General features: G+C 66.6%; 16 protein-coding genes. 9 read left to right on the top strand and 7 right to left on the bottom strand.

Features of this window, described 5'->3' with window-relative positions; translation table 11 throughout:
• Positions 1 to 3: 3 nt before the first annotated feature.
• From astB to FHS02_RS05325, 3 genes are all read left to right on the top strand, one after another.
• Positions 4 to 1,344 (top strand): N-succinylarginine dihydrolase, encoded by a 1,341-nt coding sequence (astB, locus tag FHS02_RS05315; protein ID WP_137315024.1) that lies wholly within the window; start codon positions 4 to 6, stop codon positions 1,342 to 1,344.
• Positions 1,345 to 1,525: 181 nt separating this feature from the next.
• Positions 1,526 to 6,277, top strand: a complete 4,752-nt coding sequence (locus FHS02_RS05320; protein ID WP_137315023.1) for an NAD-glutamate dehydrogenase domain-containing protein — start codon at positions 1,526 to 1,528, stop codon at positions 6,275 to 6,277.
• Position 6,278: 1 nt separating this feature from the next.
• Positions 6,279 to 7,313: a succinylglutamate desuccinylase gene (locus FHS02_RS05325; RefSeq protein WP_137315022.1), complete on the top strand. Its 1,035-nt coding sequence runs from the start codon at positions 6,279 to 6,281 to the stop codon at positions 7,311 to 7,313.
• An 88-nt stretch (positions 7,314 to 7,401) separates the two neighbouring features.
• Here FHS02_RS05325 and FHS02_RS05330 read toward each other — a convergent pair whose 3' ends face one another.
• Positions 7,402 to 7,674, bottom strand: coding sequence for a hypothetical protein (locus FHS02_RS05330; protein WP_137315021.1), 273 nt, complete (start codon positions 7,672 to 7,674; stop codon positions 7,402 to 7,404).
• Positions 7,675 to 7,851: 177 nt separating this feature from the next.
• Between FHS02_RS05330 and FHS02_RS05335 the strand changes: the two genes are divergently transcribed.
• The 4 genes from FHS02_RS05335 (at position 7,852) to FHS02_RS05350 (ending at position 13,235) form a co-directional block, all read left to right on the top strand.
• Positions 7,852 to 8,964 carry an NADH:flavin oxidoreductase/NADH oxidase gene (locus FHS02_RS05335; RefSeq protein WP_137315020.1) on the top strand — a complete coding sequence of 371 codons (1,113 nt, stop codon included), beginning with the start codon at positions 7,852 to 7,854 and terminating at the stop codon, positions 8,962 to 8,964.
• Between the two features lie 20 nt (positions 8,965 to 8,984).
• Complete coding sequence (locus tag FHS02_RS05340; protein ID WP_137315019.1) at positions 8,985 to 9,626, top strand: HAD hydrolase-like protein; 642 nt, start codon at positions 8,985 to 8,987, stop codon at positions 9,624 to 9,626.
• Between the two features lie 161 nt (positions 9,627 to 9,787).
• Positions 9,788 to 11,293 carry an APC family permease gene (locus FHS02_RS05345; RefSeq protein ID WP_137315018.1) on the top strand — a complete coding sequence of 502 codons (1,506 nt, stop codon included), beginning with the start codon at positions 9,788 to 9,790 and terminating at the stop codon, positions 11,291 to 11,293.
• 1 nt (position 11,294) lies between these two features.
• On the top strand, positions 11,295 to 13,235 hold the full coding sequence (locus tag FHS02_RS05350) for a S9 family peptidase (RefSeq protein ID WP_137315017.1): 1,941 nt from the start codon (positions 11,295 to 11,297) through the stop codon (positions 13,233 to 13,235).
• 82 nt (positions 13,236 to 13,317) lie between these two features.
• Here FHS02_RS05350 and FHS02_RS05355 read toward each other — a convergent pair whose 3' ends face one another.
• The 3 genes from FHS02_RS05355 to FHS02_RS05365 form a co-directional block, all read right to left on the bottom strand.
• A complete protein-coding gene (locus tag FHS02_RS05355) occupies positions 13,318 to 13,584 on the bottom strand; it encodes a hypothetical protein (protein ID WP_137315016.1) in 267 nt (88 codons plus the stop codon).
• 281 nt (positions 13,585 to 13,865) lie between these two features.
• Positions 13,866 to 14,216, bottom strand: coding sequence for an energy transducer TonB (locus FHS02_RS05360; RefSeq protein WP_137315015.1), 351 nt, complete (start codon positions 14,214 to 14,216; stop codon positions 13,866 to 13,868).
• A gap of 296 nt (positions 14,217 to 14,512) precedes the next feature.
• Entirely contained in the window at positions 14,513 to 14,758 is a 246-nt protein-coding gene (locus FHS02_RS05365) for a hypothetical protein (RefSeq protein WP_137315014.1), read from the bottom strand.
• A 240-nt stretch (positions 14,759 to 14,998) separates the two neighbouring features.
• Here FHS02_RS05365 and FHS02_RS05370 point away from each other — a divergent pair, with 240 nt between their 5' ends.
• Both FHS02_RS05370 and FHS02_RS05375 read left to right on the top strand, forming a co-directional pair.
• On the top strand, positions 14,999 to 17,401 hold the full coding sequence (locus FHS02_RS05370; protein ID WP_137315013.1) for an ABC transporter permease: 2,403 nt from the start codon (positions 14,999 to 15,001) through the stop codon (positions 17,399 to 17,401).
• A 73-nt stretch (positions 17,402 to 17,474) separates the two neighbouring features.
• Positions 17,475 to 19,565 carry a TonB-dependent receptor family protein gene (locus FHS02_RS05375; protein WP_137315012.1) on the top strand — a complete coding sequence of 697 codons (2,091 nt, stop codon included), beginning with the start codon at positions 17,475 to 17,477 and terminating at the stop codon, positions 19,563 to 19,565.
• A gap of 28 nt (positions 19,566 to 19,593) precedes the next feature.
• On the opposite strand, the gene FHS02_RS05380 is transcribed toward FHS02_RS05375, so the two are convergent.
• The 3 genes from FHS02_RS05380 to FHS02_RS05390 all read right to left on the bottom strand — a co-directional run bounded on the left by FHS02_RS05380 (position 19,594) and on the right by FHS02_RS05390 (position 23,970).
• A complete protein-coding gene (locus FHS02_RS05380) occupies positions 19,594 to 19,935 on the bottom strand; it encodes a YkgJ family cysteine cluster protein (RefSeq protein WP_137315011.1) in 342 nt (113 codons plus the stop codon).
• Between the two features lie 128 nt (positions 19,936 to 20,063).
• The gene (locus FHS02_RS05385; protein WP_137315010.1) at positions 20,064 to 22,259 is read right to left on the bottom strand and encodes an FUSC family protein; all 2,196 of its coding nucleotides are present in this window, start codon (positions 22,257 to 22,259) and stop codon (positions 20,064 to 20,066) included.
• 13 nt (positions 22,260 to 22,272) lie between these two features.
• The gene (locus tag FHS02_RS05390; protein WP_137315009.1) at positions 22,273 to 23,970 is read right to left on the bottom strand and encodes a M14 family zinc carboxypeptidase; all 1,698 of its coding nucleotides are present in this window, start codon (positions 23,968 to 23,970) and stop codon (positions 22,273 to 22,275) included.
• Positions 23,971 to 24,111: the final 141 nt, after the last annotated feature.

Consider the following 24,111-nt stretch of genomic DNA (forward strand, 5'->3'; position numbering starts at 1 on the left):
TCCATGAGTACGCGTGAATTCAACTTCGACGGCCTGGTGGGCCCGTCGCACAATTACGCCGGCCTGTCGTTCGGCAACGTGGCATCGTTCAACAACGTGAAGAGCGCCTCGAACCCGAAGCAGGCTGCCCTGCAGGGCCTGGCCAAGATGCGCGCGCTGGCCGCGCGCGGCTTCGCGCAGGGCGTATTGCCGCCGCAGGCGCGGCCGAACTTCCGGCTGCTGCGCAGCCTGGGCTTCGGCGGCAGCGATGCCGACGTGCTGGCGCGTGCCTTCAAGGAGTCGCCGGTGCTGCTGGCCAGCGCATATTCGGCATCGCCGATGTGGACCGCCAACGCGGCCACCGTCAGCCCGTCGCGCGACACGGGCGATGGCCGGGTGCATTTCACGCCGGCCAACCTGAACAACAAGCTGCACCGCTCGCACGAGCACGTGCAGTCGGGCCGCGCATTGCGCGCCATCTTCCATGACGAGCGCCACTTCGCCGTGCACGATGCGCTGCCGTCGACGCCGGCGTTCGGCGACGAGGGCGCCGCCAATCACACGCGCCTGTGCCGCGATCATGGCGCTGACGCGGTCGAACTGTTCGTCTACGGCCGCGTCGAATTCGACCCGGCCGCGCCGGCACCGGTGCGCTACCCGGCCCGGCAGACGCTGGAAGCGTCGGAGGCGGTGGCCCGGCTGCATGGATTGCAGGAAGCGCGTACCGTGTACGTGCAGCAGAATCCGGCCGTGATCGACCAGGGCGTGTTCCACAACGACGTGATCGCCGTCGGCAATGCCGACGTGCTGTTCTACCACGAGCAGGCCTTCGCCGACGAGCAGGGCACGCTGCTCAAGCTGCGCCAGGCCCTCGACGGTGTCGATGCGGAGCTGACCCCGATCCGCGTCGATACCGGCCAGGTGGCGGTAGCCGATGCGGTGCAGAGCTACCTGTTCAACAGCCAGCTGCTGTCGAAACCGGACGGCAGGATGGCTCTCGTGATTCCCCGCGAATGCGAGGAAAACGCCGCCGTGTCGACCTACCTGGCCGGCCTGGTGTCCAGCGGTGGCCCGATCGACGAGCTGGTGCACTTCGACCTGCGCCAGAGCATGCGCAACGGCGGCGGCCCCGCGTGCCTGCGCCTGCGTGTCGCGCTGACGGGCGCGGAAGCGGCAGCCATGCACCAGGGCGTGCTCATGACGGAAGAACTGTACCGCACGCTGGTGGCCTGGGTGGAAAAACACTATCGCGACCAGCTCGCGCCGCAGGACCTGGCCGACCCCGCGCTGGCGATCGAGATCGCCGCCGCACTGGAGGAACTGGAGCGCCTGCTCGGGCTCCCTGGGCTGTATGATCTGGGCTGACCGGCAAGGCTGACCCGCCGGTTGTCCGCCGGTTGCCCGCCATGCCTCGCCGCCGGGGCTCGGCCATCTGGCGGATTGTAGAAACGGTGGGGCTGAGCGATCCTCGGCCCCACTGCACATGCGCCAGCCACGAGCCGGCGCGCAGTACCCATCACGCACACTGGAATAACTGGAGAAGCAGATGACAAAGATGCCGCAGCAACTGCGTAAAGAGACCCTCGACCTCGTCAATGCCGGCCAGGCCACCGCCGGCTCGCCCGTGCAGGCGCTGATCGCCGCCTGGCTGAAATCGCTCGATGACGAAGACCTGGCCGATACGCTGCCCGAGAGCCTGGCGCCGGTGCTGGTGGAAGGCTTCACCCAGGCGGCACGCCGCACGGCGCCGGGCGCGCAGGTTGCCACGCTGCGCCATGCGGATGGCCGCGGCGGCCACGCCACCGCGCTGCTGGTCCTCAACGACGACATGCCGTACCTGGTCGATTCCATCGTGATGGCGCTGCGCCGCCAGAAGGTGCAGGTAAATGGGGTACTCAACGCCGTGCTGCCGGTCACGCGCGACGCGAGCGGCAATGTGACCGCCGTCGGCGAAGCCGGCGCGCATCTGGAATCGTATGTGCTTTGCCTGCTGGCGGAAGAACCGGACGAGGCATCGCTGCGCGAACTGGCCAGCCGCATCGGCATGGTGGCGGCCGATGCCGCCGTCGTCAAGCGCGACCTGCCGACGATGAAGAACCGCTTCACCACCGTCGCCGATTCGGTGCAGGGGCAGGGCGACGAAGGCGCCGAGGCGGCCGCCTTCCTGCAGTGGGCGCGCGACGAAGGCTTCGAGGTGCATGGTTACGCCTACTACCACGTGAAGCCCGGCACGCACGAACTGGAGCGCGACCTGCCCAGCCGCATCGGCGTGCTGCAGGATACCGCGCACCCCGTATACGGCACCTGCCTGGCCAACATTCCCGGCGACCTCGACACGCTGAACCGCCGCGGCCATATCCTGTCGATCGTGAAAGCCGACGCGGGCGGTACGCTGCACCGCGACGAGCAACTGGACTTCATCGGCGTGCGCGCTGCCGACGCGGCCGGCAACGTGCTCGGCGAACATTGCTTCATCGGCCTGTTCACCCGCGCCGCCATGCTGACGCCACTGGCGCGCCTGCCGTTCGCGCGCGGCCGCATCGCCCGCGTCCTGAAGATCGCCAACCTGCGGCAGGAAGGCTTCCGCGCCGAGAAATTCATCGAGATCCTGGAATCGCTGCCGCGCACCGAGGCGCTGGAAGCGGAACCGGAATGGCTGGCCGAAGTGTGCAGTGCCGTCGTGTCGCTGTACAAGCAGCCGCGCACCAAGGTCTTCGCGCGGCGCGACGTGTACGCCCGCCACCTGAACGTGCTGGTCTACCTGCCGCGCGAGCGCTACAGCGCCAGCGTGGCGCATGCGCTGTCGCGCGCGCTGCAGGAAAGCTCGGGCGCTACGCACGTCAGTTCGCACACGCTGGTGGCGGACGGCCCGCTGGCCCGCCTGTACCTGATCGCGCACGCGGCGCGCTACCCGCTGGACCTGGAAAACGACGTGCAGCGCCCGCTGCTGTCGATCCTCGACGGCTGGCACGAAGGCTTCTCGGAGCTGGCCGACGCGGTGCCGGACGAGCACCTGCGCAACGACCTGCGCCGCCTGTGCGCCACGTTGCCGGTCGACTACGTGGCCGCCACGTCGCCGATGGTGGCGTTCCACGACCTGGACAAGATCCTGCGCAACGGCACGTCGCAGCGCGCCTCGGTGCGCATCGAGCTGGCCTCCGCGGCGGGCCCCGCCACCATCCGCATCTACACCCTGGACAAGACGCCCACGCTGTCGTCGATCATGCCCGCGCTGCATAACGCCGGCGTGCTGATCGACCGCGAACGCGCGCACACGATCAGGACCGCCGATGGCCAGCGCCATTACGTGACCAGCCTGGCGGTGGATGCCACGTCGGCCGAGAAGCTGGCGCGGCCCGGCGTGGCCCGGGTGGCCGAGGACCTGTTCGCCGCGCTGTTCAACGACGATATCGAGGATGGCCGCCTGAACGGCCTGGTGGTCGAAGGCGGCCTGAATCCCCGCCAGGTCCAGCTGGTGCGCGCCTACATGAGCTACTGGCGCCAGACCGGCACGCAGTTCTCGGTGCGCTACATTGCCGAAAGCCTGCGCCGCCAGCCGGCGCTGGTAAAGGAAATCGTCGACGCGTTCGAAGCGCGCTTCGACCCGGCGCGGGGCGAACAGGAGCGAATCGCCGCGCGTGAAAACCTGGTGGCGCTGAAGGCCCGCGTGCCGCAGGTCAACCATGCCGACCTCGAAGTGATCCTGGGCGCGCTGCTCGACCTGATCCTGGCCACCGTGCGCACCAATTACTTCCAGCCGAGCCCGGTCCTGCAGAACCTGGACGTGCTCGATCCACGGGACAAGATCATCTTCAAGTTCGATACCAGCAACCTCGCTCTGCTGCCGGAGCCGAAGCCGTATCGCGAGATCTACGTGTTCTCGCGCCGCTTCGAGGGCGTGCACCTGCGCGGTGGCCCGGTGGCGCGCGGCGGCTTGCGCTGGTCCGACCGCATGGAGGATTACCGCACCGAAGTGCTCGGCCTCGTGAAGGCGCAGATGGTCAAGAATGCCGTGATCGTGCCGGCCGGAGCGAAGGGCGGCTTCGTGTGCAAGCAGATGCCCGCCGGCGCGCCGCGTGAAGTCATCGCGGCCGAGGGCGAAGCCGTGTACCGCATGTTCATCGCCAGCCTGCTGGAAGTGACGGACAACCGTGTGCTGGGCAAGATCGTGCCGCCGGAACAGACCGTCCGCTACGACGACGACGACCCTTACCTGGTGGTCGCGGCCGACAAGGGCACGGCCACGTTCTCCGACATCGCCAACAGCATCGCCGTGCAGCGTGGCTTCTGGCTCGGCGACGCGTTCGCCTCCGGCGGCTCGAACGGCTACGACCACAAGAAGCTGGGCATCACGGCGAAAGGGGCATTCGAAGCCGTCAAGCGCCACTTCTACGAGATGGGCCACGACATGGCGACGACGCCGTTCACCGTGGTCGGCGTGGGCGACATGTCGGGCGACGTGTTCGGCAACGGCATGCTGTTGTCCGACAAGATCCGCCTGCTGGCGGCGTTCGACCACCGCCACATCTTCCTCGACCCGGATCCGGACACCGCGACCTCGTTCGCCGAGCGCCAGCGGCTGTTCGCGCTGCCCCGTTCGTCGTGGGAGGATTACGACAAGAGCCTGATCTCGGCGGGCGGCGGCGTGTATCCGCGTTCGGCGCGCACGATCGAGCTGTCGCCGCAGGTCCGCGCGGCGCTCGACATCGCCGAAAGCACGCTGTCGCCCGAGGAACTGATGCACCGTATCCTGCTGGCGCCCGTGGACCTGTTCTACAACGGCGGCATCGGTACCTACATCAAGGCCTCTACCGAGACCAACGCACAGGTAAAGGACCGCGCCAACGACCAACTCCGCGTCGACGGCAATGCGCTGCGCTGCAAGGTGGTGGGCGAGGGCGGCAACCTGGGTGCCACGCAGGCGGGCCGCATCGAATTCGCGCTGGCTGGCGGGCGCATCTTCACCGATGCGATCGACAACTCGGCCGGCGTCGACTGCTCGGACCACGAAGTCAATGCGAAGATCTGGCTCGACGTGGAAGTCAATGCCGCCAAGCTGACGGAAGTGGAGCGCAACCGCACGCTGAACGAGATGACGGACGATATCGTGCGCCTCGTCCTGCGCGACAACACGCAGCAGACACGCCTGCTGGTGCGCGAGCTGCAGGCGCAATCGGATGTCGCAGTGCAGAAGGGCTATGCCGCGCTGATCGCCAGCCTGGAAGAAGAAGGCGCGCTGTCGCGCGAGCTGGAGATGCTGCCGTCGGTGGCCGAGCTGGCGCGCAGGAAGGGCGACAACCGCGGCCTGACGACGCCGGAGCTGGCCGTCGTCGTCGCCAACGTGAAGAACCGCTACAAGCGCATCCTGGGCGCGTTGCCGCTGACGGAGGAAAGCTGGGCGGAAACGGTGCTGCGGCCGTACTTCCCCGGCTTGCTGGTGGCCACGCGCTCGCCGCTGGCGCATCCGCTGGCCAACGCGATCCTGGCCACCGTGCTGGCCAACGAGGTGGTCAACCGCTGCGGCCCGCTGATGATCCGCAACCTGGCGCAAGAGCATGGCGTGGCGGAGAGCGACGTGATCCTGGCGTGGGGCCAGGCCTGGTCCGCGCTGAACCTGGCGCCGCTGTTCGACACGCTGGACGCCGATGCGCTGGCCGTGCCCCGTGAAGTGTCGATGGCGGTCGATGCGCGCAGCCGGTCCGCGCTGCGCGCCGTGATGGAGGGCGTGCTGGCGGTGCCGAAGGAACAGTTGCGCGGCAGCGGCGGCATCGCCGAGCTGTCCCGCCTGTTCACCGAGCCGGGCATGGTCCACCGCCTCGCACCGGAAGGCACGTCGGCCGAGGCCGATACCGTGCCCGACCTGAAACCGGAATTCGCCGCGGCGTGGACGGCGCTGGAAGGCATCGAGGGCGTGTCGGCCTTCGTGTTCACGGCGCTGTCCGTGCAGCGGCCGGACGGCATGGACTTGCCGGCATTCCTGGCGCTGGGCACCACGCTGCGGTCGAAAGCGGGCATCGATGCGCTGGAACGCGGCCTGAACCTGCCTGCTGCCAGCCGCTCGCAGGAACAGTTGCGCAGCTATGCGCAGCAAGCCTTGCGGCGCACGCAGCAGCGGCTGCTGGCGCAGGTGCTGGCACGTGCGGCCGGCCATGGCACCGGGGCGGTGGATGCGGTGATCGCGACGCTGAACCTGCCGGCGTTCACTGCGCCGACGGACCTGGAGCAGGCGATGCTGGATGTGTGGACGCTGTCCGAAGCCGTGACCACTGGCGGCTACGGCACGCAGAAGGCGGCCTGACATGGTGGAATCGCTGCAGGACACATCGTCGGACGCATTGCAGGACATACTGCAGGAGGTATTGCCAGCGCCCGTGCGTGCGCTGGCCGAGGCGGATTTCTCGGCCGTCGCGCGCGCGTTCGGCGACGCCGGCTTCACGGTCGCCGAGCCGGCGGACGGCATCCTCACCATCCGCCGCCCGCGCACCAGCCGGCCGGCGGTGCTGCTGTCGGTCGGCGTGCATGGCGATGAAACGGGGCCGATCGAGCTGACCGCTTACCTGCTCGATGCGCTGGCGCGCGAGCCGCAGGCGCTGGCGGTGGATTTGATGGTCTGCGTCGGCAGCATCGGCGCGATCCGTGCCGGCAAGCGCTTCATCGATGCCGACTTGAACCGCATGTTCCGCGCCGAGCGGGGCAGCCTGGCGGGCACCGCCGAAGCGGCGCGGGCGGACGAGATGATCGCCGCCACCGCCGCGTTCTTCGCCGATGCCGGCCCGGAGCGCTGGCATCTCGACCTGCACACGGCGATCCGCGCATCGCATTACCCGACGTTCGCGATCGTGCCGGAACTGATCGAAGCCGGCGCGCGCGAGCGCCTGGTCGGCTGGCTGGGCGAGGCCGGCATCGGCGCCGTGATCCTGAACCGGGAAACGGCCGGTACCTACAGTTTCCACACGGCCGAGCACTACGGCGCGGCCGGCAGCACCGTCGAACTGGGGCGCATCGGCACGCTGGGCCGGAACGACCTGGCGCAGTTCGCCGCCGCCTCCGCCGCGCTGGACCGGCTGCTGCGCGGGCAGCCATCCCCGCCCGATGCGCAGGCGTCGCCACACTTGTTCCGCGTCGCGCAGAACATCATCAAGCTGTCCGACGGCTTGACGATGGCGTTCGGCCGGGAAACGCAGAACTTCACGCCACTTCGGCAGGGCGACGAAATTGCCCGCGACGGCGATACCGTTTACACGGTGCAGCATGCGGAGGAATTCGTCGTCTTCCCCAATCCCGACGTCCGCATCGGCCTGCGCGCCGGCATGATGGTCGTGCGCATCGGCTGACCCCGCTATTGATACGGTTCCGGGGGCCGACGAAAAAAAAGCCACCGCGAAGGTGGCTCAAGAGGGAGTGTGAAACCTGACGCGCTGTTCAGGCCGAGGCGAACTGCGTGGCCCGGGCCTGGGAATTCTGTTCGCGCACCTTGCGTACTGCCGGCGCGGCGGGCAGGCTGGCTGCCGAGGAAGCGGCCGTGGCCGGAACCGGCGGCGAAACCGGCGATGCGCCGGCGCGGCCTCCGTCCGGCAGCCAGCGCACGATGGCCGCGGTCGCCACGACGGAGAGCAGCACGATGCCGGCGGCGGCCACCAGCATCATCGGATCGATGCGCGAAGAAGTGGTTGGGATCTTCTGGTACAGCGTCATCTCTTCCTCCTGATCGCTATCAGCTTGGTGAAATGCAAGATTATCCTTGTACCAATAAGCGATCTACCTTTTCCCTGTATCAAAAGTAAGCACATGTAACGACACGCTTGCAGCAAGCTCCCGGCAAGCTCCCGCGAACTTGGCTACACTCGTCGGTACCTCGTTACAAGGAACGCCATGAGCCAGCTTTTTTCACCGTACTCCCTCGGCCAGGTGCCATTGAAGAACCGCATCGCGATCGCGCCGATGTGCCAGTATTCCGCCACCGACGGCCTGCCCGCCGACTGGCACATGATCCACCTCGGCAATCTCGCCCTGTCCGGCGCCGCGCTGCTGATCCTGGAAGCGACGGCCGTTTCGCCTGAAGGCCGCATCTCCGCGCAGGACCTGGGCCTGTGGTCGGACGAACACCGGCAGGCGCTGCAGCCGATCGTGGCCGCCATCCGCAGGCATTCGCCGATCGTGCTGGCCGTGCAGATCGCCCATGCCGGCCGCAAGGCCTCGTCCGCCGTGCCGTGGGAAGGCGGCGGCAATATCCGTCCTGAAGATGGCGGCTGGCAAACGGTGGCGCCATCGGCCATTCCCCATGCCGACAACGAGACAGTGCCGCTGGCGCTGGACGAAGCCGGCCTGGCGAAAGTAAAGGACGATTTCGTGGCGACGGCCCGCCGCGTGCACGAACTCGGCATCGAAGCGATCGAACTGCACGGCGCGCATGGCTATCTGCTGCACCAATTCCTGTCGCCGCTGTCCAACCAGCGCACGGACCGCTACGGTGGCTCGCTGGAAAATCGCATGCGCTTCCCGCTGGAAGTGTTCACGGCGGTACGCGAAGCCGTGCCGCGCGAGGTGGCCGTGGGCATGCGCATTTCCGCATCCGACTGGGTCGAAGGCGGCTGGGATATCGAGCAGAGCGTGGTCTTCGCCAACGCACTGAAAAAGCTGGGCACGGATTTCATCCACGTCTCCAGCGGCGGGGTGTCGCCGCGCCAGAAGATCCCGGTCGGCCCCGGCTACCAGGTCGGCTTTGCCGAGCGCATCCGCAAGGAAACGGGCCTGCCGACCATCGGCGTCGGCCTGATCACCGAAGCGGAACAGGCCGAAGCCATCGTCGCACAAGGCCAGGCCGACATGGTGGCCCTGGCCCGCGGCATCCTGTACGATCCGCGCTGGCCGTGGCATGCGGCCGCGCAACTGGGCGCCCAGGTCGACGCGCCGCCGCAATACTGGCGCTGCCAGCCGCACGACCAGAAAGCGTTGTTCGGCGACACCCGGCTGGGGCAGCGCTGACCGGTATACAAAGGGGAACGATGCGCCATTACGATCTACTGATCTTCGACTTCGACGGCACGCTGGCCGACAGCTTCCCCTTTTTCCTCGAAGTGTTCGATACGCTGGCCGACGCGCACCACTTCCGGCGCCTGGACCGCTCGCGCCTCGAGGAACTGCGCGGTGCCGACGTGCCGCAGATCATGCGCCACGTGGGCTTGCCGCGCTGGAAGCTGCTGCCGGTGGCCATGCATTTCCGCACGCTGATGGCCCAGAGCATCGGCAGCATCCGCCTGTTCGACGGCGTGCCCGACGTGCTGCGCAGCGCGGCGGCCGATGGCGTGCTGCTGGCGATCGTCAGCTCCAATTCCGAAGCCAATGTGCGCGCCGTATTGGGCGACGATGCGCGCCTGTTCGCCCACTTCGAATGCGGCGCCGCGCTGTTCGGCAAGCGCCGCCGGCTGCGCCGCGTGCTGCAGGGCACCGGTGTGGCCGACGAGCGCGTGCTGTGCGTGGGCGACGAAGTGCGCGACATCGATGCGGCGCATGCCGAAGGCCTGGACTTCGGCGCGGTCGGCTGGGGGTACGCCAGGCCGGAAGCGCTGCGCGCCCGTGCGCCGAAACTGATGTTCGGCAGCGTGGAGGAGATGGCAGTGCATCTCGGCTGCCCGGTGGGATATTGAAGTCCCCAGGTTGGCGCAACATCGCATTGACGTAACTTTATTACCACTTGTTTTTTGCACACAAAATTCCTGTAGGGCAGCCGCGAAACTTGGCCCTATAATCGCGACTTTGCCCGGCGTCACGAGCGCTTCGGCTTTGACACCCTGAACAAGGAATCCCTGTGAGCCAGACGCTGGTCCAGAAACTGACCCGTACCAAGCCGGTCGGCGCTGCCGCCGATGCGAGCCCGGAAACGACGCCGGGCATCGGCATGGAAGCACCCCACGCCAGCGGCGGCCTGGCCCGCTCGATGGGCCTTTTCTCTCTGACGATGATCGGTGTCGGCGCCACCATCGGCACCGGCATTTTCTTCACGATGGTCGAAGCGGTGCCGAAGGCCGGCCCGGCGGTGATCCTGTCGTTCCTGCTGGCCGCGCTGACGGCGGGCCTGACGGCGCTGTGCTACGCCGAACTGGCGTTCCGCATTCCCGCTTCCGGTTCCTCGTACTCGTTCGCGTATGCCACGGTGGGCGAATTCCTCGCCTTCATCATGGCCGCCTGCCTGCTGCTCGAATACGGGCTCGCCGCCAGCGCCACGGCGATCGGCTGGTCCGATTACCTGAACAATTTCCTCGGCAACGCGTTCGGCTGGCACATACCGACGCTGCTGCGCACGCCGATGATCGTGTCCACGCCGGAAGGGGTGGTCTTCAACTGGGGCCACGTCAACCTGCCGCCGATCATCCTGGTGGCCATGTGCTGCTTCCTGCTGTCGCGCGGCGCCAAGGAATCGGCGCGCACGAATGCCGTCATGGTCATCGTCAAGCTGGCCATTCTGCTGTTCTTCGTGGCCATTGCCTTCAGCGGCTTCAATGCCGACAACTTCACGCCGTTCTTCAAGGGCGAAGGCGAGAAAGGCCTGCTGGGCATGGCGGGCGTGACGGCCGCCGCCGGCACCGTGTTCTTCTCGTTCATCGGACTCGATACCGTGGCGACCGCCGGCGAGGAAGTGCACAATCCCAAGCGCAACGTCCCGCTGGGCATCCTTGCCGCGCTGGTCATCGTCACCGTGTTCTACATGCTGGTGGCCGTGGCCGCGATGGGCGCGCAGCCGGCGCACATGTTCGAAGGCCAGGAAGCCGGCCTGGCCGTGATCCTGCAAAACGTGACGGGCCAGGCGTGGCCGGCCTTGGTGCTGTCCGCCGGTGCCGTGATCTCCGTGTTTTCCGTGACGCTGGTGACGATCTACGGCCAGACGCGGATCCTGTATGCGATCTCGCGCGACGGCCTGATCTCGAAGGGCTTCCACAAGGTGCACCAGCGCACCGCCACGCCGGTGCTGAACACGATCATCGTCAGCATCGTGGTGGCCTGCGTGGCCGGTTTCGTCGACGCCACGTTCCTGTGGGACATGGTCAGCATGGGCACGCTGACGGCGTTCATCCTGGTGTCGGTGGCGGTGCCCGTCATGCGCGCCAAGGAGCGCCGTGCCGGCACCTACACGAAAGGCGGCTTCCGCGTGCCGCTCGGTCCCTACCTGGTTCCCGGCCTGTCGATCGCGGCCTGCCTGTACCTGATGGTGGGCCTGTCGCACACCACGCGCGTGATCTTCTCGATCTGGATGGCGGCCGCCATCCTCACCTATTTCGCCTACGGCATCCGGCACTCCCGTCTCAACAAGGTTTGACATGCAACTGAAAGCAATCGCCCTCGCAAGCTTCGTGGCCGCGGCCACATCGTCCGGGGCGGTTGCCCTGGCCGCGGACACGGGCGTTTCCCTGGCCATCCGCGACTACAAGGCGGTGGCGCTGTCGCCTGCCGGGGAGCGGATCGCCGCGCTCGAATCGGTCGATACCGGCGTGCCCGGCAAGCGGCCGCACGCCGTCGTGGTGGTGCGCGATGCCGCCACCGGCAAGATCGTCGGCGAATACGACCCGTGCAAGACGTGCAGCTATGACCGCCCCAGCTGGTCGCCGGACGGCAAGAACGTCGCCTTCATCGGCAGCGCCGGCGGCAAGGCCACGCTGTACGTCGGCACGCGTGCGCTGGCCAGCGTGGACGGCAACGCGAATTCGGCGCGCTGGTCGCCGGACGGCGCATCGCTGGCGCTGCTGGCCACGGTCGGCGCGCGCAAGGAAACCGGCGCCACCGCGGCCGGCGCCCGCCTGGTCGGCGAGATCGGCAGCAACGACGATGCGCAGCGCATCGCCACCGTGCCGGCTGCCGGCGGCACCGTGAAACTGCTGTCGCCGGACGACACCTTCATCTACGAATACGACTGGACGCCGGACGGCAAGGGCTTCGTGGCCACTGGCGCGAAAGGCAACGGCGACAACAACTGGTGGGTCGCCAAGCTGGCCTACGTGGACGCCGCCAGCGGCGCATTGCGCGTGATCGCTTCGCCCGCCACGCAACTGAACCTGCCGCGCGTGTCGCCGGACGGGAAGACGGTGGCGTACGTGGGTGGCCTGATGAGCGACTTCGGCTCGATCGGCGGCGACCTCTGGACGGTACCGCTGGCCGGCGGCGAGCCGAAAAACATCACACCCGGTTTCAAGGGCACGTTCCATGGGCTGGCATGGCGGAAGAACGGCCTGGTCGGCTCGGCGCTGATGGGCGACCAGCTGACCGTGCTGTCCATCGACGCGGCCAGCGGCACGACGACTCAGCACTGGTCCGCCGCCGTCACCGCGGCCGGCGGTACCGATGGCCGGCTGTCGTTCAGCGCCGACGGCACGCAGGTGGCTGCTGCGGTCGAGGACTTCGCCAGCGCGCCGCGCCTCGTCGCCGGCCCGCTGGCGCAACCGAAGCATGTCACGCAGGACAACGACAAGCTGGCCGCCCAGGTTTCCGTGGGCAGCGTGGGATGGGGGATCGAAGGCTTCAGCAGCAAGGGCTGGGTGGTGGGGCCGTTGCAGGTCCAGCCCGGCAAGAAATATCCGATGATCGTGCAGGTGCATGGCGGCCCGGCATCGGCCGTCACGCCGCGCTACATCGCTGCCGGCGCAGCGGGAAATTCGACCGTGCGTGCGCTCGTCGATGCGGGCTATTTCGTGTTCATGCCGAACCCGCGCGGCAGCTTCGGCCAGGGCCAGGAATTTGCGCGGGCCAACCGCCGCGACTTCGGTGGCGGCGACCTGCGCGACATCCTGGCCGGCGTGGACGCCGTCTCCAAGGTGATGCCGGTCGACGCTGCACGCCTGGGCCTGATGGGCCATTCGTACGGCGGCTTCATGACCATGTGGGGCGTCACGCACAGCGAGCGCTTCAAGGCGGCCGTGGCCGGCGCCGGCGTGGCCAACTGGGTCAGCTACTACGGCCAGAACGGTATCGACCAGTGGATGGTGCCGTTCTTCGGCGCCACGATGTACGACGATCCGGCCATCTACCGCAAGCTGTCGCCGATCGAGTACGTGAAGAATGCGAAAACGCCGACCCTGGTCTACGTGGGCGAGCGCGACGTGGAAACGCCGGCAGCGCAATCGATGGAATTCTGGCACGCGCTGAAGGCGCTCGGTGTACCGACCACCTTCGTGGTCTACGAGGATGAAGGGCACGCGATCCGCAAGCCGGAACACCAGCAGGACCTGGTCAGGCGGATCGTCGGGTGGTTCGATAAGTATCTGTAATGCGGAAGGACCCGGAATTAACGGGGCCTGGAAAAACAAAAGCCGGCAATGCCGGCTTTTTTCACAACGCGTCCCTGGAATCTCAGATGGCGGCGGCGCGTGCGCGCAGCTTGGCCGCTTCGTGCGGTGCCTCGGCTTCCAGTTCGTCGGCCCAGCGCAGCAGCGACATGCGCACGCCGACCTTGTAGTACGACGGCAGTTCCGCGTCCGGCTTGGACTTGCTGCCCTGGACTTCGGCCAATGCCGCCGGCGTGGTGCGCAGCAGGGCGCGCAGCCAGTTCATCACGATGCGGCCGGTGCTGTCCAGGGAACCTGCGGTGGCGGAAGTGGTGATGATGGCGGTCGACATGGCTGAGCTCCTGAATGAATTGATCGTTGATGCAGTGCAGTATAGGGTGCGCTCAGAAATAAAAAAACTTTTCATTTGTGATGTTCGGCATACGTAAATCGTATAACATGGGTTTCCCTGTTGCAACGATTTATTACCCAGCAGAATATCCTGTCATCACTGGATCGCATAAGAAGGGCATGGAGACCTCGCACAAGTCTCGCGTCACGGGGTTCGCGTCATGTCGGCCACGTAAACAAAAAAAGCCGGCAATGCCGGCTTTTCAACGTACCGCGGAAAAATCAGTCGATCTTCCATGCATAGTCGACCCGCGTCCACGTATCGGCCGGCGCGCCGTCCTTCGAACCCGGCGCGAACTTGCACGCGGCCAGCTTGCGCAGCGCGGCGGTATCCAGCGACTTGTAGCCGCTCGACTTGTTGATGCGCGAATCCTTCACTTCTCCGCCGGCGGAAACCAGCAGCGACATCGACACCGTGCCTTGCTCTTCGTTCACCAGCGCGTTACGCGGGTAATCGGCCTTGCAGTTACGGGCATCGGGAGTGGCCGGGACTTCGACGGCGGACGCGGCACCGGAAACGAGCAGCGCGGCAAACAGACCCAGGTAATGCTTGGCGGAGATTTTGTTGGACATGATTTTTTTTCCTCAGAAGTTAATGACAGTTAGCCGGGCGAGATCGCCTTGGCTGTCTCCTGAATTAACGTTGTTGCATTGCAGTGTAGGCAAACTCGCGTCATAACAAAACTTTTCATTTGTGATGTGATCCATTCGCCGATCAAATGACTCGGCCTGCAAATAAAGGGTTTTCATCACGTTCCGGCATGACCGCCGGCGCTGAAAGACATAAAGCTGAAGACACCGGCCAATGCGTCGCGCCATAAAAAAAGCCGGCAATGCCGGCTTTTTATCGTGGTGCGAGATCGGGTGGATCAGTCGCGGCCTGCCAGGTTGCGCAGTTCGGCGGCCTGGCTCGGCGACAGCCTGTCGAAGTCTTTCGCCAGGCGCAGCAGGGCCTCGCGCTCGCGCAGCGAAGACGACTGCGAAGCGCTGCCATGCGAGGCGGCGGCGGCGAACGGTGCGAAGGCAAGCATCTTGCCGAAGAAGTTCATGGCAGCGCGACCCACGGTGTCCAGATAGCCGCGGGTGGCAGGCGTGGTGATGAGTGCGGTAGACATGTCAGTTCCTGAAAAGAGTGTTGATGCAGTGCAGTATAGGGACGTCCAGGTCATAAATAAACTTTTGATTCGTGATTCCCGCCATTCGCGAAACGTATACTTATCGAAGAGAAAACGGTCACTGTCCGATGCCGAACACCAAGTTGTCCGTCCCCGGACAGCACCAGGCCAGCCTTCCTGTAGAAGGGATTGGCACAATGCTTGCGTAGCAGACAAGATCGAAAACCAAAGGAGACAACGATGCGCCTGCGCGACTTCCGCATTGGCTGGCGAGTCCTGGCTCGGCAGCCGATGCATACGGCTGCGATGCTGCTTGGCCTCGCCGTCGGGCTGGCCACTGCCTTCCTGCTGCTGGCATTCGTCCATTACTCGTTCAGCTATGACAGCGCGGTGCCGGACAACCGCAACGTCTATGTCTTCAAGCACAAGCTGAAACTGCTGGCCGAGCCGCACTGGATCGAGCAGATGCCGCTGCCCGCCTACGACGTGGTGGCCGACAGTGGCTTGCCGCTGACGCTGTGCGTCATGATTCCCCACGGGGAAACGGTCAACGTGAACGGCAAGCTGCAGGATATCGAGTTCACCGAAGTCAGCGCCACTTTCCCCGCCATGTTCGGCGTGCGCGCGCTGGCAGGCGACCTGGCGGCCGCGCTGGCCCGGCCGGACGGGCTCGCGCTCACGCCGCGCGGCGCCGCGAACCTGTTCGGCACGGCGGCGGCACTTGGCAGCACGGTCGAGGTCAACGGCCGCGTGCTGCGCGTGCTGGCACTGCTGCCCGAGCCGCAGCCGAATACCACGTTGCCCTACACCGCGCTGGTGGGCGAGGGCACGGTGCTGTGGAAGCCCGGCGAGCGCGAACAGCAGCGGTATAACTGGACGGGACTTGCGGGCAAGCTGTACGCCAGGGCACCGGGCGTGCAAGCGCAGGCAATGGCCGCGCCGGTACAGCAGGAGGCCAATCGCGTGGTTGCGGCGATGCTGGGGGCCGATGCCATGCGCAAGGTGGGCGGCACGATGGTGGAAGTGGCCGTTACGCCGCTGGCCGAGGCTTACTTCGACACCGACGTCGCGGTCTTCCATGGTGGTGCGCGCGCGTCGAAGGCGCGCGTGCTGGCACTGGCCGGGCTGGCGCTGCTGATCATTGCGCTGGCCGCCACCAACTACGTCAACCTCGCCACCGTGCGCGTGCTGGCGCGCGGCCGGGAGATCGCGGTGCGCAAGACGCTGGGCGCCGGCGCGGGCCGGCTGGCCACGCAGTTCGTGGCCGAATCGGCCGCCGTGGCCCTTGCCGCGACGGGCCTGGGCCTGATGCTGGCCTGGCTGCTGCTGCCCATGTTCTCGGAACTGATGGACCGTCCGCTGGCCGCTTTCCTGTCGCCGGCGTCGCTGCTGGCGGCAGTGGCAATCGGACTGGCAACGGGCCTGGCGTGCGGCATCTGGCCGGCGCGGATGGCGCTGCGCGTCTTGCCGGCACGGGCGCTGGCTGGCCGGGCCGGCAGCGAGCCGGCGGGCAATGCCTGGCTGCGCCGCGCGCTGACCGTCTTCCAGTTCGCCGCTGCGATCAGCCTGTGCGCGCTGGCGCTGGCCATCGGCTGGCAGGCCCGTTTCGCGGCACGGGCCGATCCCGGCTTCGCGGTGGACGAGTTCATCCTGATGCACCTGCACCACGAGGCCTCCGCCGGGAAGCGGCAGGCCTTCCTCGAGGCGGTCGAGCGCCTGCCGGGCATCGGCGGCGCGGCGCTGATCGACCTGCCGTTCGGCTACCCGATGGTGCGCAACAGCACCGCGTTCCGCGGGCCGGCCGGGGTCGAGCAGCGCCTTGAAATGAGCCTGGTCAGCCCGAACTTCTTTGCCGTGACCGGGATCGTGCCGGTGGCGGGAACCGGTTTCGATGGCGGCCGTCCGGCGGCGCCGCAGAAAAACGACGTCATCCTGAACGGGGCCGCCGCGCGTGCGCTCGGTTTCGCTTCCGAGGCCGCCGCCGTGGGCCAGGCCGTGATGATGGGCAGCGTACCGCTGCGCGTGGTCGGCATCGCTCCGCCACTGCGGCACAAGGGCTCGCGCTATCCTTTGACGGCGATGGTGTACATGGTGGCGCAAGCCGACGCGAACCTTGTCATGCTGCGTACCCGGCTGGACGCCGATGTCCTGGAAAAAGCGCTGCTGCCATTGCGGGAGCGTTACTTACCCGGACAGCCGCTCCGGGTACAGCGGGCCCGCGCCGTGTTCGAGGACGGCAGCGCCGACGACCGGCGCATTGCCCGCCTGCTCACGCTGGGTACCGCGGTCGCCACCGGCATCGCCGCGTTCGGCATCTACGTGCTGGCCGCCGGCAGCGTGCAGCGGCGCGGCCGGGAAATCGCACTGCGCAAGCTGCACGGCGCCGGCGGCCGGGCCATCGCGCTGCTGGTCGGCACCGAGTTCGCCTTGCTGCTGCTGGCGGCCGCCGCGCTGGCACTGCCGCCGGCCGGCTTCGCCATCGCGCACTACCTGGCCGGCTTTGCGGAGGCGACGGCTCATGCCTGGTGGGCACTGCCGGCCGCGCTGATCGTCGGCGTACTGACGGCATTGGGCGCCACGCTGCGCCATGCCATCGTGGCGATGCGGGTAATGCCGGTGGCGGCGTTACGGCAGGGGGAGTAAGCCATTCGGCGGAGGATCTTGCAAATGAGAAGTGTTATCATTTGCGTTTGGTCAATCCCCATCGCACCCTCCCATGTCTTCCCGCACCCTCCGCCTGCCCTTTCCCGCACTTTCCCGTTGCGCCGCGGCCATTTCGGCCGCGTTCGCTGCCTTCACCGTAGCCGTTCCCGCCCTTGCGCAGGAAGCGGGCGAGCCGCTGGAAACCGTGACGGTGACGGGCAACTGGCTCGGCTCTGGCCTGCAGAACAGCGTCAAGAACTTTGCCGGCGCACGCACCGTCGTGCAGAAGGAGGACATCGATGCCACCGGCGCGGCCAATATCGGCGACGTGCTGCGCCGCATCCCGGGCGTGCAAAGCACGGACAATTCGGGCACCGCAGGCAGCGCCATTTCGCTGAACATCGGCGTGCGGGGCCTGGCGGGGCGCTATTCGCCGCGCTCGACGATCCTGCTCGACGGCGTGCCGCTGGCGGTGGCGCCGTATGGCCAGCCGCAGCTGTCGTTCGCCCCCGTCAGCCTGAACAACATCGAGGCGATCGACGTGGTGCGCGGCGGCGGCGCGGTGCGCTACGGCCCGCAGAACGTGGGCGGCATCATCAATTTCACGACGCGTTCGATTCCCGAAGCGCCCGGGATTGCCGGCGATGCGTCGGTGCGCTACAACCACTTCGGCGAGGGCGGCCATAGTACCCAGTACAGCGCCTTCGTCGGCAGCCAGCTCGATAATGGCTTCGGTGTCGCGCTGCTGTATTCCGGCATCGACGGCAGCGGCTGGCGCGAAGGCAGCGACGAAAAGGTCAACGACTTCGCCGTGAAGTTCCGCTACCTGCTGGACGCGGGCGCGCAAATCTACGGAAAGCTGTCGTACTACGATGTGAAGTCGATGACGCCCGGCGGCCTGACCGTGGCGCAATACGACGCCAATCCGTTCCAGAACACCCGCCCCACCGACTACTGGGACGGCGACCGCAAGGGCATCGACCTCGGCTACCTGAACACCATTTCCACCACGCAGGAAGCGGAGGTCAAGGTGTACTACAACGAGAGTTCGCGCAGCAGTGCGCTGATCAATGCCGGCCGCACCGCCATGACCTACCAGCCGCGCAACTACCAGGTGCTGGGCGTGGAACCGCGCTACACCCAGCGCGTGAAATGGGGCGCCGCCACGCACGACGTGACGGCCGGCTACCGCTACCTGCGCGAGCGCGGCGACGACAACAACTACACCGTGACCGTGGCCACCGGCGTGCAGGGCGCCACCGCCACCTTCGACAACGAGACCGATGCCCACGCCCTCTACGTCGACGACCGTATCGCCTACGGTGCCTGGCGCATCACGCCGGGCGTGCGCTTTGAAAAAATCGATTCCCTGCGCACCGACCGCGCCGGCGGCCGCGACTTCGACACGTCGAACGACAAGGCGCTGCCGTCGCTGAACGTGGCCTACCTGGTCGATCCGGCGCTGACGGTATTCGCGAACTACGGCACCTCGTTCGGCCCGGTGCAGAACACCCAGCTCAATTCGCAGACGGCGGCCAACCCGCTGAAACCGGAACTGGCGAAGACCGTGGAACTGGGCGCGCGCTGGAAGGCCCGCGGGCTGGCGGCCGAGGCCACGCTGTACCGCCTGCGCTTCGACAACCAGATCCTGCAGGTGCCGGGCAGCACGCCGGCCACGTTCCGCAACATCGGCGCCACGCGGCATGAAGGCATCGAGACGGCCGTCGACTACCGTTTCGACGGCGCGCTGGAAGGTTTCAATGTCTACGCGAACTGGAACTACACGAAGGCGATCCAGGAGTCGGGCAACACGGCCGGGCTGGACGTGCCGTTCTACGCGCGCCGTACCGGCACGGTCGGCGCCCGCTACGAGACCGGCGCATTCTCCGCCGGCCTGTCGGCTACCGCGCAGAGCAGGCAGTTCTCCGATGCGGAAAACACCATCGCGGAAACCGCGAACGGCGGCGTGGGCAGCATCCCCGGCTTCGGTACCGTCAACGGCCAGGTGGGCTGGAAGCTGCCGGGCAGGCCCGGCGTGCAGCTGCTGGCCGGCGTGAACAACCTGGCCGACAAGCGCTACTACACGCGCAACGTGGATGGCAATCTCGGCCGGATGGTGGCCGCGCCGCGCACCGCCTGGGTGCAGGCCAGGATGACCTTCTGACCTTCTGACCGCTTGGCTTTTTAACTTTTCAACCGGCGAGGGCCGGCTCGGCCAGCGGCGCCAGCCCATAGGCGGCGCGGGCCTTGTCGCATTCCGGCGTGTACGCGCTGAAATCGCGGCAGGTGGCCGAACGCAGCGGGTAGATCGTGCAGCCGACCTTGCCGCCCACGTCGCCTTCGAGCGCCACGCAGCGCACCGGCGTTCTTTCCGTGCCGCGCATGGCGATGCGGTGCGGCGTAATGGGAATGGTCATGTGGCGCGGCACCGTGCCGCCGGGATGGGCATCGCTTTCGCCCCAATAGAAGGACACGCGGTAATGCGCGCAGCATGCACCGCAGTCCTGGCAAACGTCGGAAGTGGATTCGGACATCGTGTACAGGCCGAGTTGAGCTTGGCCTGGAATGATATCAGGACGACCACGGATCAGGTACTCCCGGCGTGCTGCCGCGGGCGCACCTGCGCCCGCATCTGCGCCCGCATCTGCGTCTACTTCCGCGCCTACACCCGCACCACGTTCCGCTCGATCGCTTCGCTGTGCACGAGGATCTTTTCCGCGTCGGCATGCAGCAGGCGCACGCGGCGCTGCACCACCGGCCAGCCGGGCCAGTCCACCGAACCGGCCGGGGCGATCGTTTCCGACCAGGCCAGGTCTTCCTCCAGGCTCGGCACCGGCGTCTTCACGCCGTGCCTGGCCAGCGCATTGGCCAGCGTGCGGCCGACCTGCACGTGGCTGGCGGCCAGCATGCGGTTCACCTCGCGCGCCGGAATGTCCTTCACGTGGCGGCGCAGGATCGCGCGCAGTGCCGCCACGTGCGCCACCAGCAGGTAGTTCTGCACGATGAACAGGTTGATGTCTTCCACCGCGCGGCGCTTGCTGGCAGGTTCGTCCAGCATGCGCACCATGGCCGCGCTCAGCATGGCCAGCGCATCCATCAGCCCCTTGCGCTGGATCCGGTAGGGGAAGTCGTTGCGGCACTTGCCCTGCAACAGTTCGAACGCCGCTTCCATGTAGCGCCCGTTCGCCACCAGCACCTGCTGGATCAGCTTCGGCAGGCTCTGGTACTCCCAGCTCGCCAGCACGAAGCTGAACACGGTGGCGACGGCGGCGCCGATGAACGTGTCGACCAGCCGTTCCGTGATCGTGTGCAGGTTGCCGCCGGCGGCCAGGTTCATCTGCAGCAGGATCATGATCGACACCGCGATCGCCGTATACCGGTAGCGCAGGTAGACGAAGGTGGGGGTGGCGATGGTGGCCAGGATCAGGGCGGTCAGGATCACCGCGGGGTGGTTGAAGAACAGCAGGATCGCGGCCGTGATCACGCAGCCGATCACGGTGCCGACGATGCGGTCGCCGCGGCGCTGCATCGTCATCGAGAAGCTGGGCCGCAGGATGATCACGATGGTGAGGATGATCCAGTAGCTGTGCGCCGAATATGGCAGCAGCGTGCCGATCGCCAGTCCCACCGCGATGGCCATCGCTACCCGCAGGGAGAAGCGGAACACCGGCGAATCCATGCGGAAGTGCGACAGCAGCACGCCGATCTCGTACTTTTGCTGCGACAGGAATGGCTGCATGTCGGCGTCCTGCCAGTACGGCGTGCTGTCGTAGGCCTTCTGGCTGGCGCCGTGCAGTTCGCCGACCATGTTGATGATGGCGCGCACCTTGTTGCGCTGCGCGCGCAGCACGGCCAGCGCTTCATGCGCCGGCTTGCCTGCCTCGACGCGGCGCTGCAGTTCGGCCAGCTCGGCCTCGATCGCGGCCAGTTCCGGCTCGTAGCTGATGGCCTGGAACGACGCCTTCTTGCGCGTGACCGCATAGGCCACCGACTCGATGTCGCGCGCGCACTTGAAGGCCAGCCCGCGCAACGCTTCCAGTGCCGGCGAATCGGCCAGGTGCACGCGCAGCTGCGCGTAGTCGGTATGCGTCGACAGGATCTGCTCGTACAGGTCCAGCATGCACACGTGGATCTGCACCACGATCGCATCCTTGCGGTTCTGGTGCGCGCGCAGGATCAGGTCGCGCGAAGCCTGCTGCTTGTCGGCCAGCGCGGCCTGCTGGCGCACCAGCTTGTTGAACTGCTCCGTCAGGTTGTAGCGCGTGTCGTAGAAGTCGGCCTTGGTGTCGATGTAGGCGGCCAGTTCGAACAGCGCCTCGGCCAGCACCTGCTGCTTGATGCGGTGGCGCAGCAGCCACGCGATGCCCATTGCGTAGGCCAGGTAGGCGATGCCGCCCAGCGTGAACAGGCCGGCATGCGCCAGCGCCTGCAACGGCGTCAGATGGTGCTCCATCGACATCGTCATGATGAACAGCGTGGCGAGCTGCAGCGGCATCGACTTCTTGCCGTACACGATCATCATGCTGGCCAAGAACGACAGCAGCACCAGCACGGCGGTCAGCAGCCAGAAATAGGGCGCGCACAGGCTCACTACCAGCGTCACCAGGCTGCACAGCAGCACCGATGCCAGCATCTCGTTGAGCTTGTGGCGCAACGGGCTGGGCATGTCCATCAAGGCCGTGCACAGCGCGCCGATGCCGACCGACATGGCGGTGGCCATGTCGGCGACGGCGAGCGTCGCGCAGATGATGCCGATCAGGCCCGCGCCGAAGCGCAGGCCGAGATGGAAGTAGTGGCTATGGAAGAAGGTGCGCGGGCTCAGTGCATAATGTAACAAGGGCGGTAAAGACTGGGACATGGACCCGCCTTCGTTACAGCAGCCCCAGTACCGGATAGCGGCGCCACTCCGGCTCCGCATGCCGCGCGCAGTTGTGCAGGATGAAGTCCAGCACCGCCTCCTGGTTCGCCAGCAAGCCAGGGTTGGCCGCCTTCCATGCGTCGAATTTCATGCGCAGTCCGGGCTCTTCCTCCAGCAGCTGCACTGCCAGGTCTTCGAACACGTAGTCGGAGATCGCTTCCTTTTTCTCCAGCACGGAGTTGAAGAAACCCCAGCGGAAGAAGCTGTCGTGCGCCTGCGGTTCCAGCGTTTCGACGGCGTAGCGGGCATTGTCCTGGTCCAGCGGCACGATCCAGTCGCCGGCGTTCAGCGTGAACGTGCCGGTGCGTGCCTCGACGTCGACCACGTCATGGAACATGTGGCCCTCGTAGGCGGTGGCGCGGGTCGACAGTTCGCCGATGTGGTAGTAGCGCGCCTCGGCCTGCCGTTCCTGCTCGACGCGCGTCATCCGCACGCCGTTCCATTGCAGCCGCTCGACGACTTCGCGCCAGGCCTGCGGGATCACGTACGCTGTCGGCACCTGTACCACGGTGTCCGGCAGGAAGCTGTTGAAGTAGGGGATGTCCTTCTCGTACGGCTTGCTGCGGTCGTACGACAGCCGCGTATAGTTGCCCAGCACGCTCGGATGGCGGCGCGCTTCGTAGCCCTTGAAGCGGAAGGTGGATGGCGTGTCGGACATCTTCCACGTCACCGTCCATTCGCGTTGCCGGCGTTGCGCGGCTTTCGCTTCGTCGCGCAGGCGGCGGATTTCGCCGGCATGCCGCACGGTGAATTCGCGCGTCACGTCCAGCAGCGTGCGCATCGATTCATAGCGGTCGCTGAACGGCTTCAGCATGTGCGTTTCCGGCATGAAGCCGATGATGTTGTGCAGTGCCGTGAAGCCGGTGGAGAAGCGCGGCACTTCGAGGAATTCGGCAATGCCGTCGTCCGGCGTGTCCTGCACCGGATTGACGTACGGGCAGGTGGGCCAGCCGCGCTGCGCCATCTCCGTATAAATGTGCGGCAGCATCGTGTCGCGCAGGAACGGGCCGAGACCGGAACCCAGCTTGTCGGCCTGGGTGTGGATCAGCGTCATCGTGTACGTGTAGTCGGCGCCGTTGGACGTGTGCGTGTCGACCATCACGTCCGGGTCCCAGGCGGTGATCAGTTCGTTGAAGAAGCGCGCGTTCAGCGTGTCGCACTTGATGAAGTCGCGGTTCAGGTCCAGGTGGCGGCTGTTGCCGCGGAAACCGAACAGTTCAGGGCCTTCCTGGTTCGGCCGCGAGGTATTCGCGCGGTTCAGCGCGCCGTCCACGTTATACACGGGCACGAACAGCAGCACGGTGTCGCCCAGCGTGGCCAGTTTCGCCGGGTCGAAGCAGAAGTCGCGCACGATCGCCATGCAGGCGTCGATGCCTTCCGGTTCGCCCGGGTGGATGCCGTTGTTGTTGAAAAAGACGGGCCGGCCGGCGCGCTTGATTGCTTCGCGGTCGAACACGCCGTCCGCGCTCACCACGCCCACGTGCAGCGGAATGCCGCCATCGGAAACCCCTGCCTGCCGGAAGCTCAGCACCCGGGGAAAGCGGCGCGCCAGTTCTTCGTAGAACGCGATGCATTCGGACCACAGCGTGGTCTGGTTCTGGTTGCCTTTTTCGTAAGGCGTGGGCATGGGGGCGAGCGATTCGGGGTGCATGGTCTGGATCTCAGGAGCATTGACGGGAACGGTGGCGCCGGGTAGGCGGCCGAGCCGCGATTGTAGCATTGCAACCTCTGTGGCAAGGACGCCGCAGCGGCCCGGAAACGTGCGTACGCGGCGTTGAAAAGCATGCTATCA

It is taken from the genome of Pseudoduganella umbonata (assembly GCF_014192225.1).
GTDB lineage: Bacteria > Pseudomonadota > Gammaproteobacteria > Burkholderiales > Burkholderiaceae_D > Rugamonas > Rugamonas umbonata.

What these genes read in the sequence shown, in the direction of transcription:
- FHS02_RS05355 (WP_137315016.1), bottom strand. Translation starts at nt 13,584, where the DNA reads ATGTCGACCGCCATCATCACCACTTCCGCCACCGCAGGTTCCCTGGAC.
- FHS02_RS05360 (WP_137315015.1), bottom strand. Translation starts at nt 14,216, where the DNA reads ATGTCCAACAAAATCTCCGCCAAGCATTACCTGGGTCTGTTTGCCGCG.
- FHS02_RS05390 (WP_137315009.1), bottom strand. Translation starts at nt 23,970, where the DNA reads ATGCACCCCGAATCGCTCGCCCCCATGCCCACGCCTTACGAAAAAGGC.
- FHS02_RS05335 (WP_137315020.1), top strand. Translation starts at nt 7,852, where the DNA reads ATGAGCCAGCTTTTTTCACCGTACTCCCTCGGCCAGGTGCCATTGAAG.
- FHS02_RS05350 (WP_137315017.1), top strand. Translation starts at nt 11,295, where the DNA reads ATGCAACTGAAAGCAATCGCCCTCGCAAGCTTCGTGGCCGCGGCCACA.
- FHS02_RS05325 (WP_137315022.1), top strand. Translation starts at nt 6,279, where the DNA reads ATGGTGGAATCGCTGCAGGACACATCGTCGGACGCATTGCAGGACATA.
- FHS02_RS05330 (WP_137315021.1), bottom strand. Translation starts at nt 7,674, where the DNA reads ATGACGCTGTACCAGAAGATCCCAACCACTTCTTCGCGCATCGATCCG.
- FHS02_RS05320 (WP_137315023.1), top strand. Translation starts at nt 1,526, where the DNA reads ATGACAAAGATGCCGCAGCAACTGCGTAAAGAGACCCTCGACCTCGTC.
- FHS02_RS05385 (WP_137315010.1), bottom strand. Translation starts at nt 22,259, where the DNA reads ATGTCCCAGTCTTTACCGCCCTTGTTACATTATGCACTGAGCCCGCGC.
- FHS02_RS05340 (WP_137315019.1), top strand. Translation starts at nt 8,985, where the DNA reads ATGCGCCATTACGATCTACTGATCTTCGACTTCGACGGCACGCTGGCC.
- FHS02_RS05380 (WP_137315011.1), bottom strand. Translation starts at nt 19,935, where the DNA reads ATGTCCGAATCCACTTCCGACGTTTGCCAGGACTGCGGTGCATGCTGC.
- FHS02_RS05365 (WP_137315014.1), bottom strand. Translation starts at nt 14,758, where the DNA reads ATGTCTACCGCACTCATCACCACGCCTGCCACCCGCGGCTATCTGGAC.
- FHS02_RS05370 (WP_137315013.1), top strand. Translation starts at nt 14,999, where the DNA reads ATGCGCCTGCGCGACTTCCGCATTGGCTGGCGAGTCCTGGCTCGGCAG.
- FHS02_RS05375 (WP_137315012.1), top strand. Translation starts at nt 17,475, where the DNA reads ATGTCTTCCCGCACCCTCCGCCTGCCCTTTCCCGCACTTTCCCGTTGC.
- astB (WP_137315024.1), top strand. Translation starts at nt 4, where the DNA reads ATGAGTACGCGTGAATTCAACTTCGACGGCCTGGTGGGCCCGTCGCAC.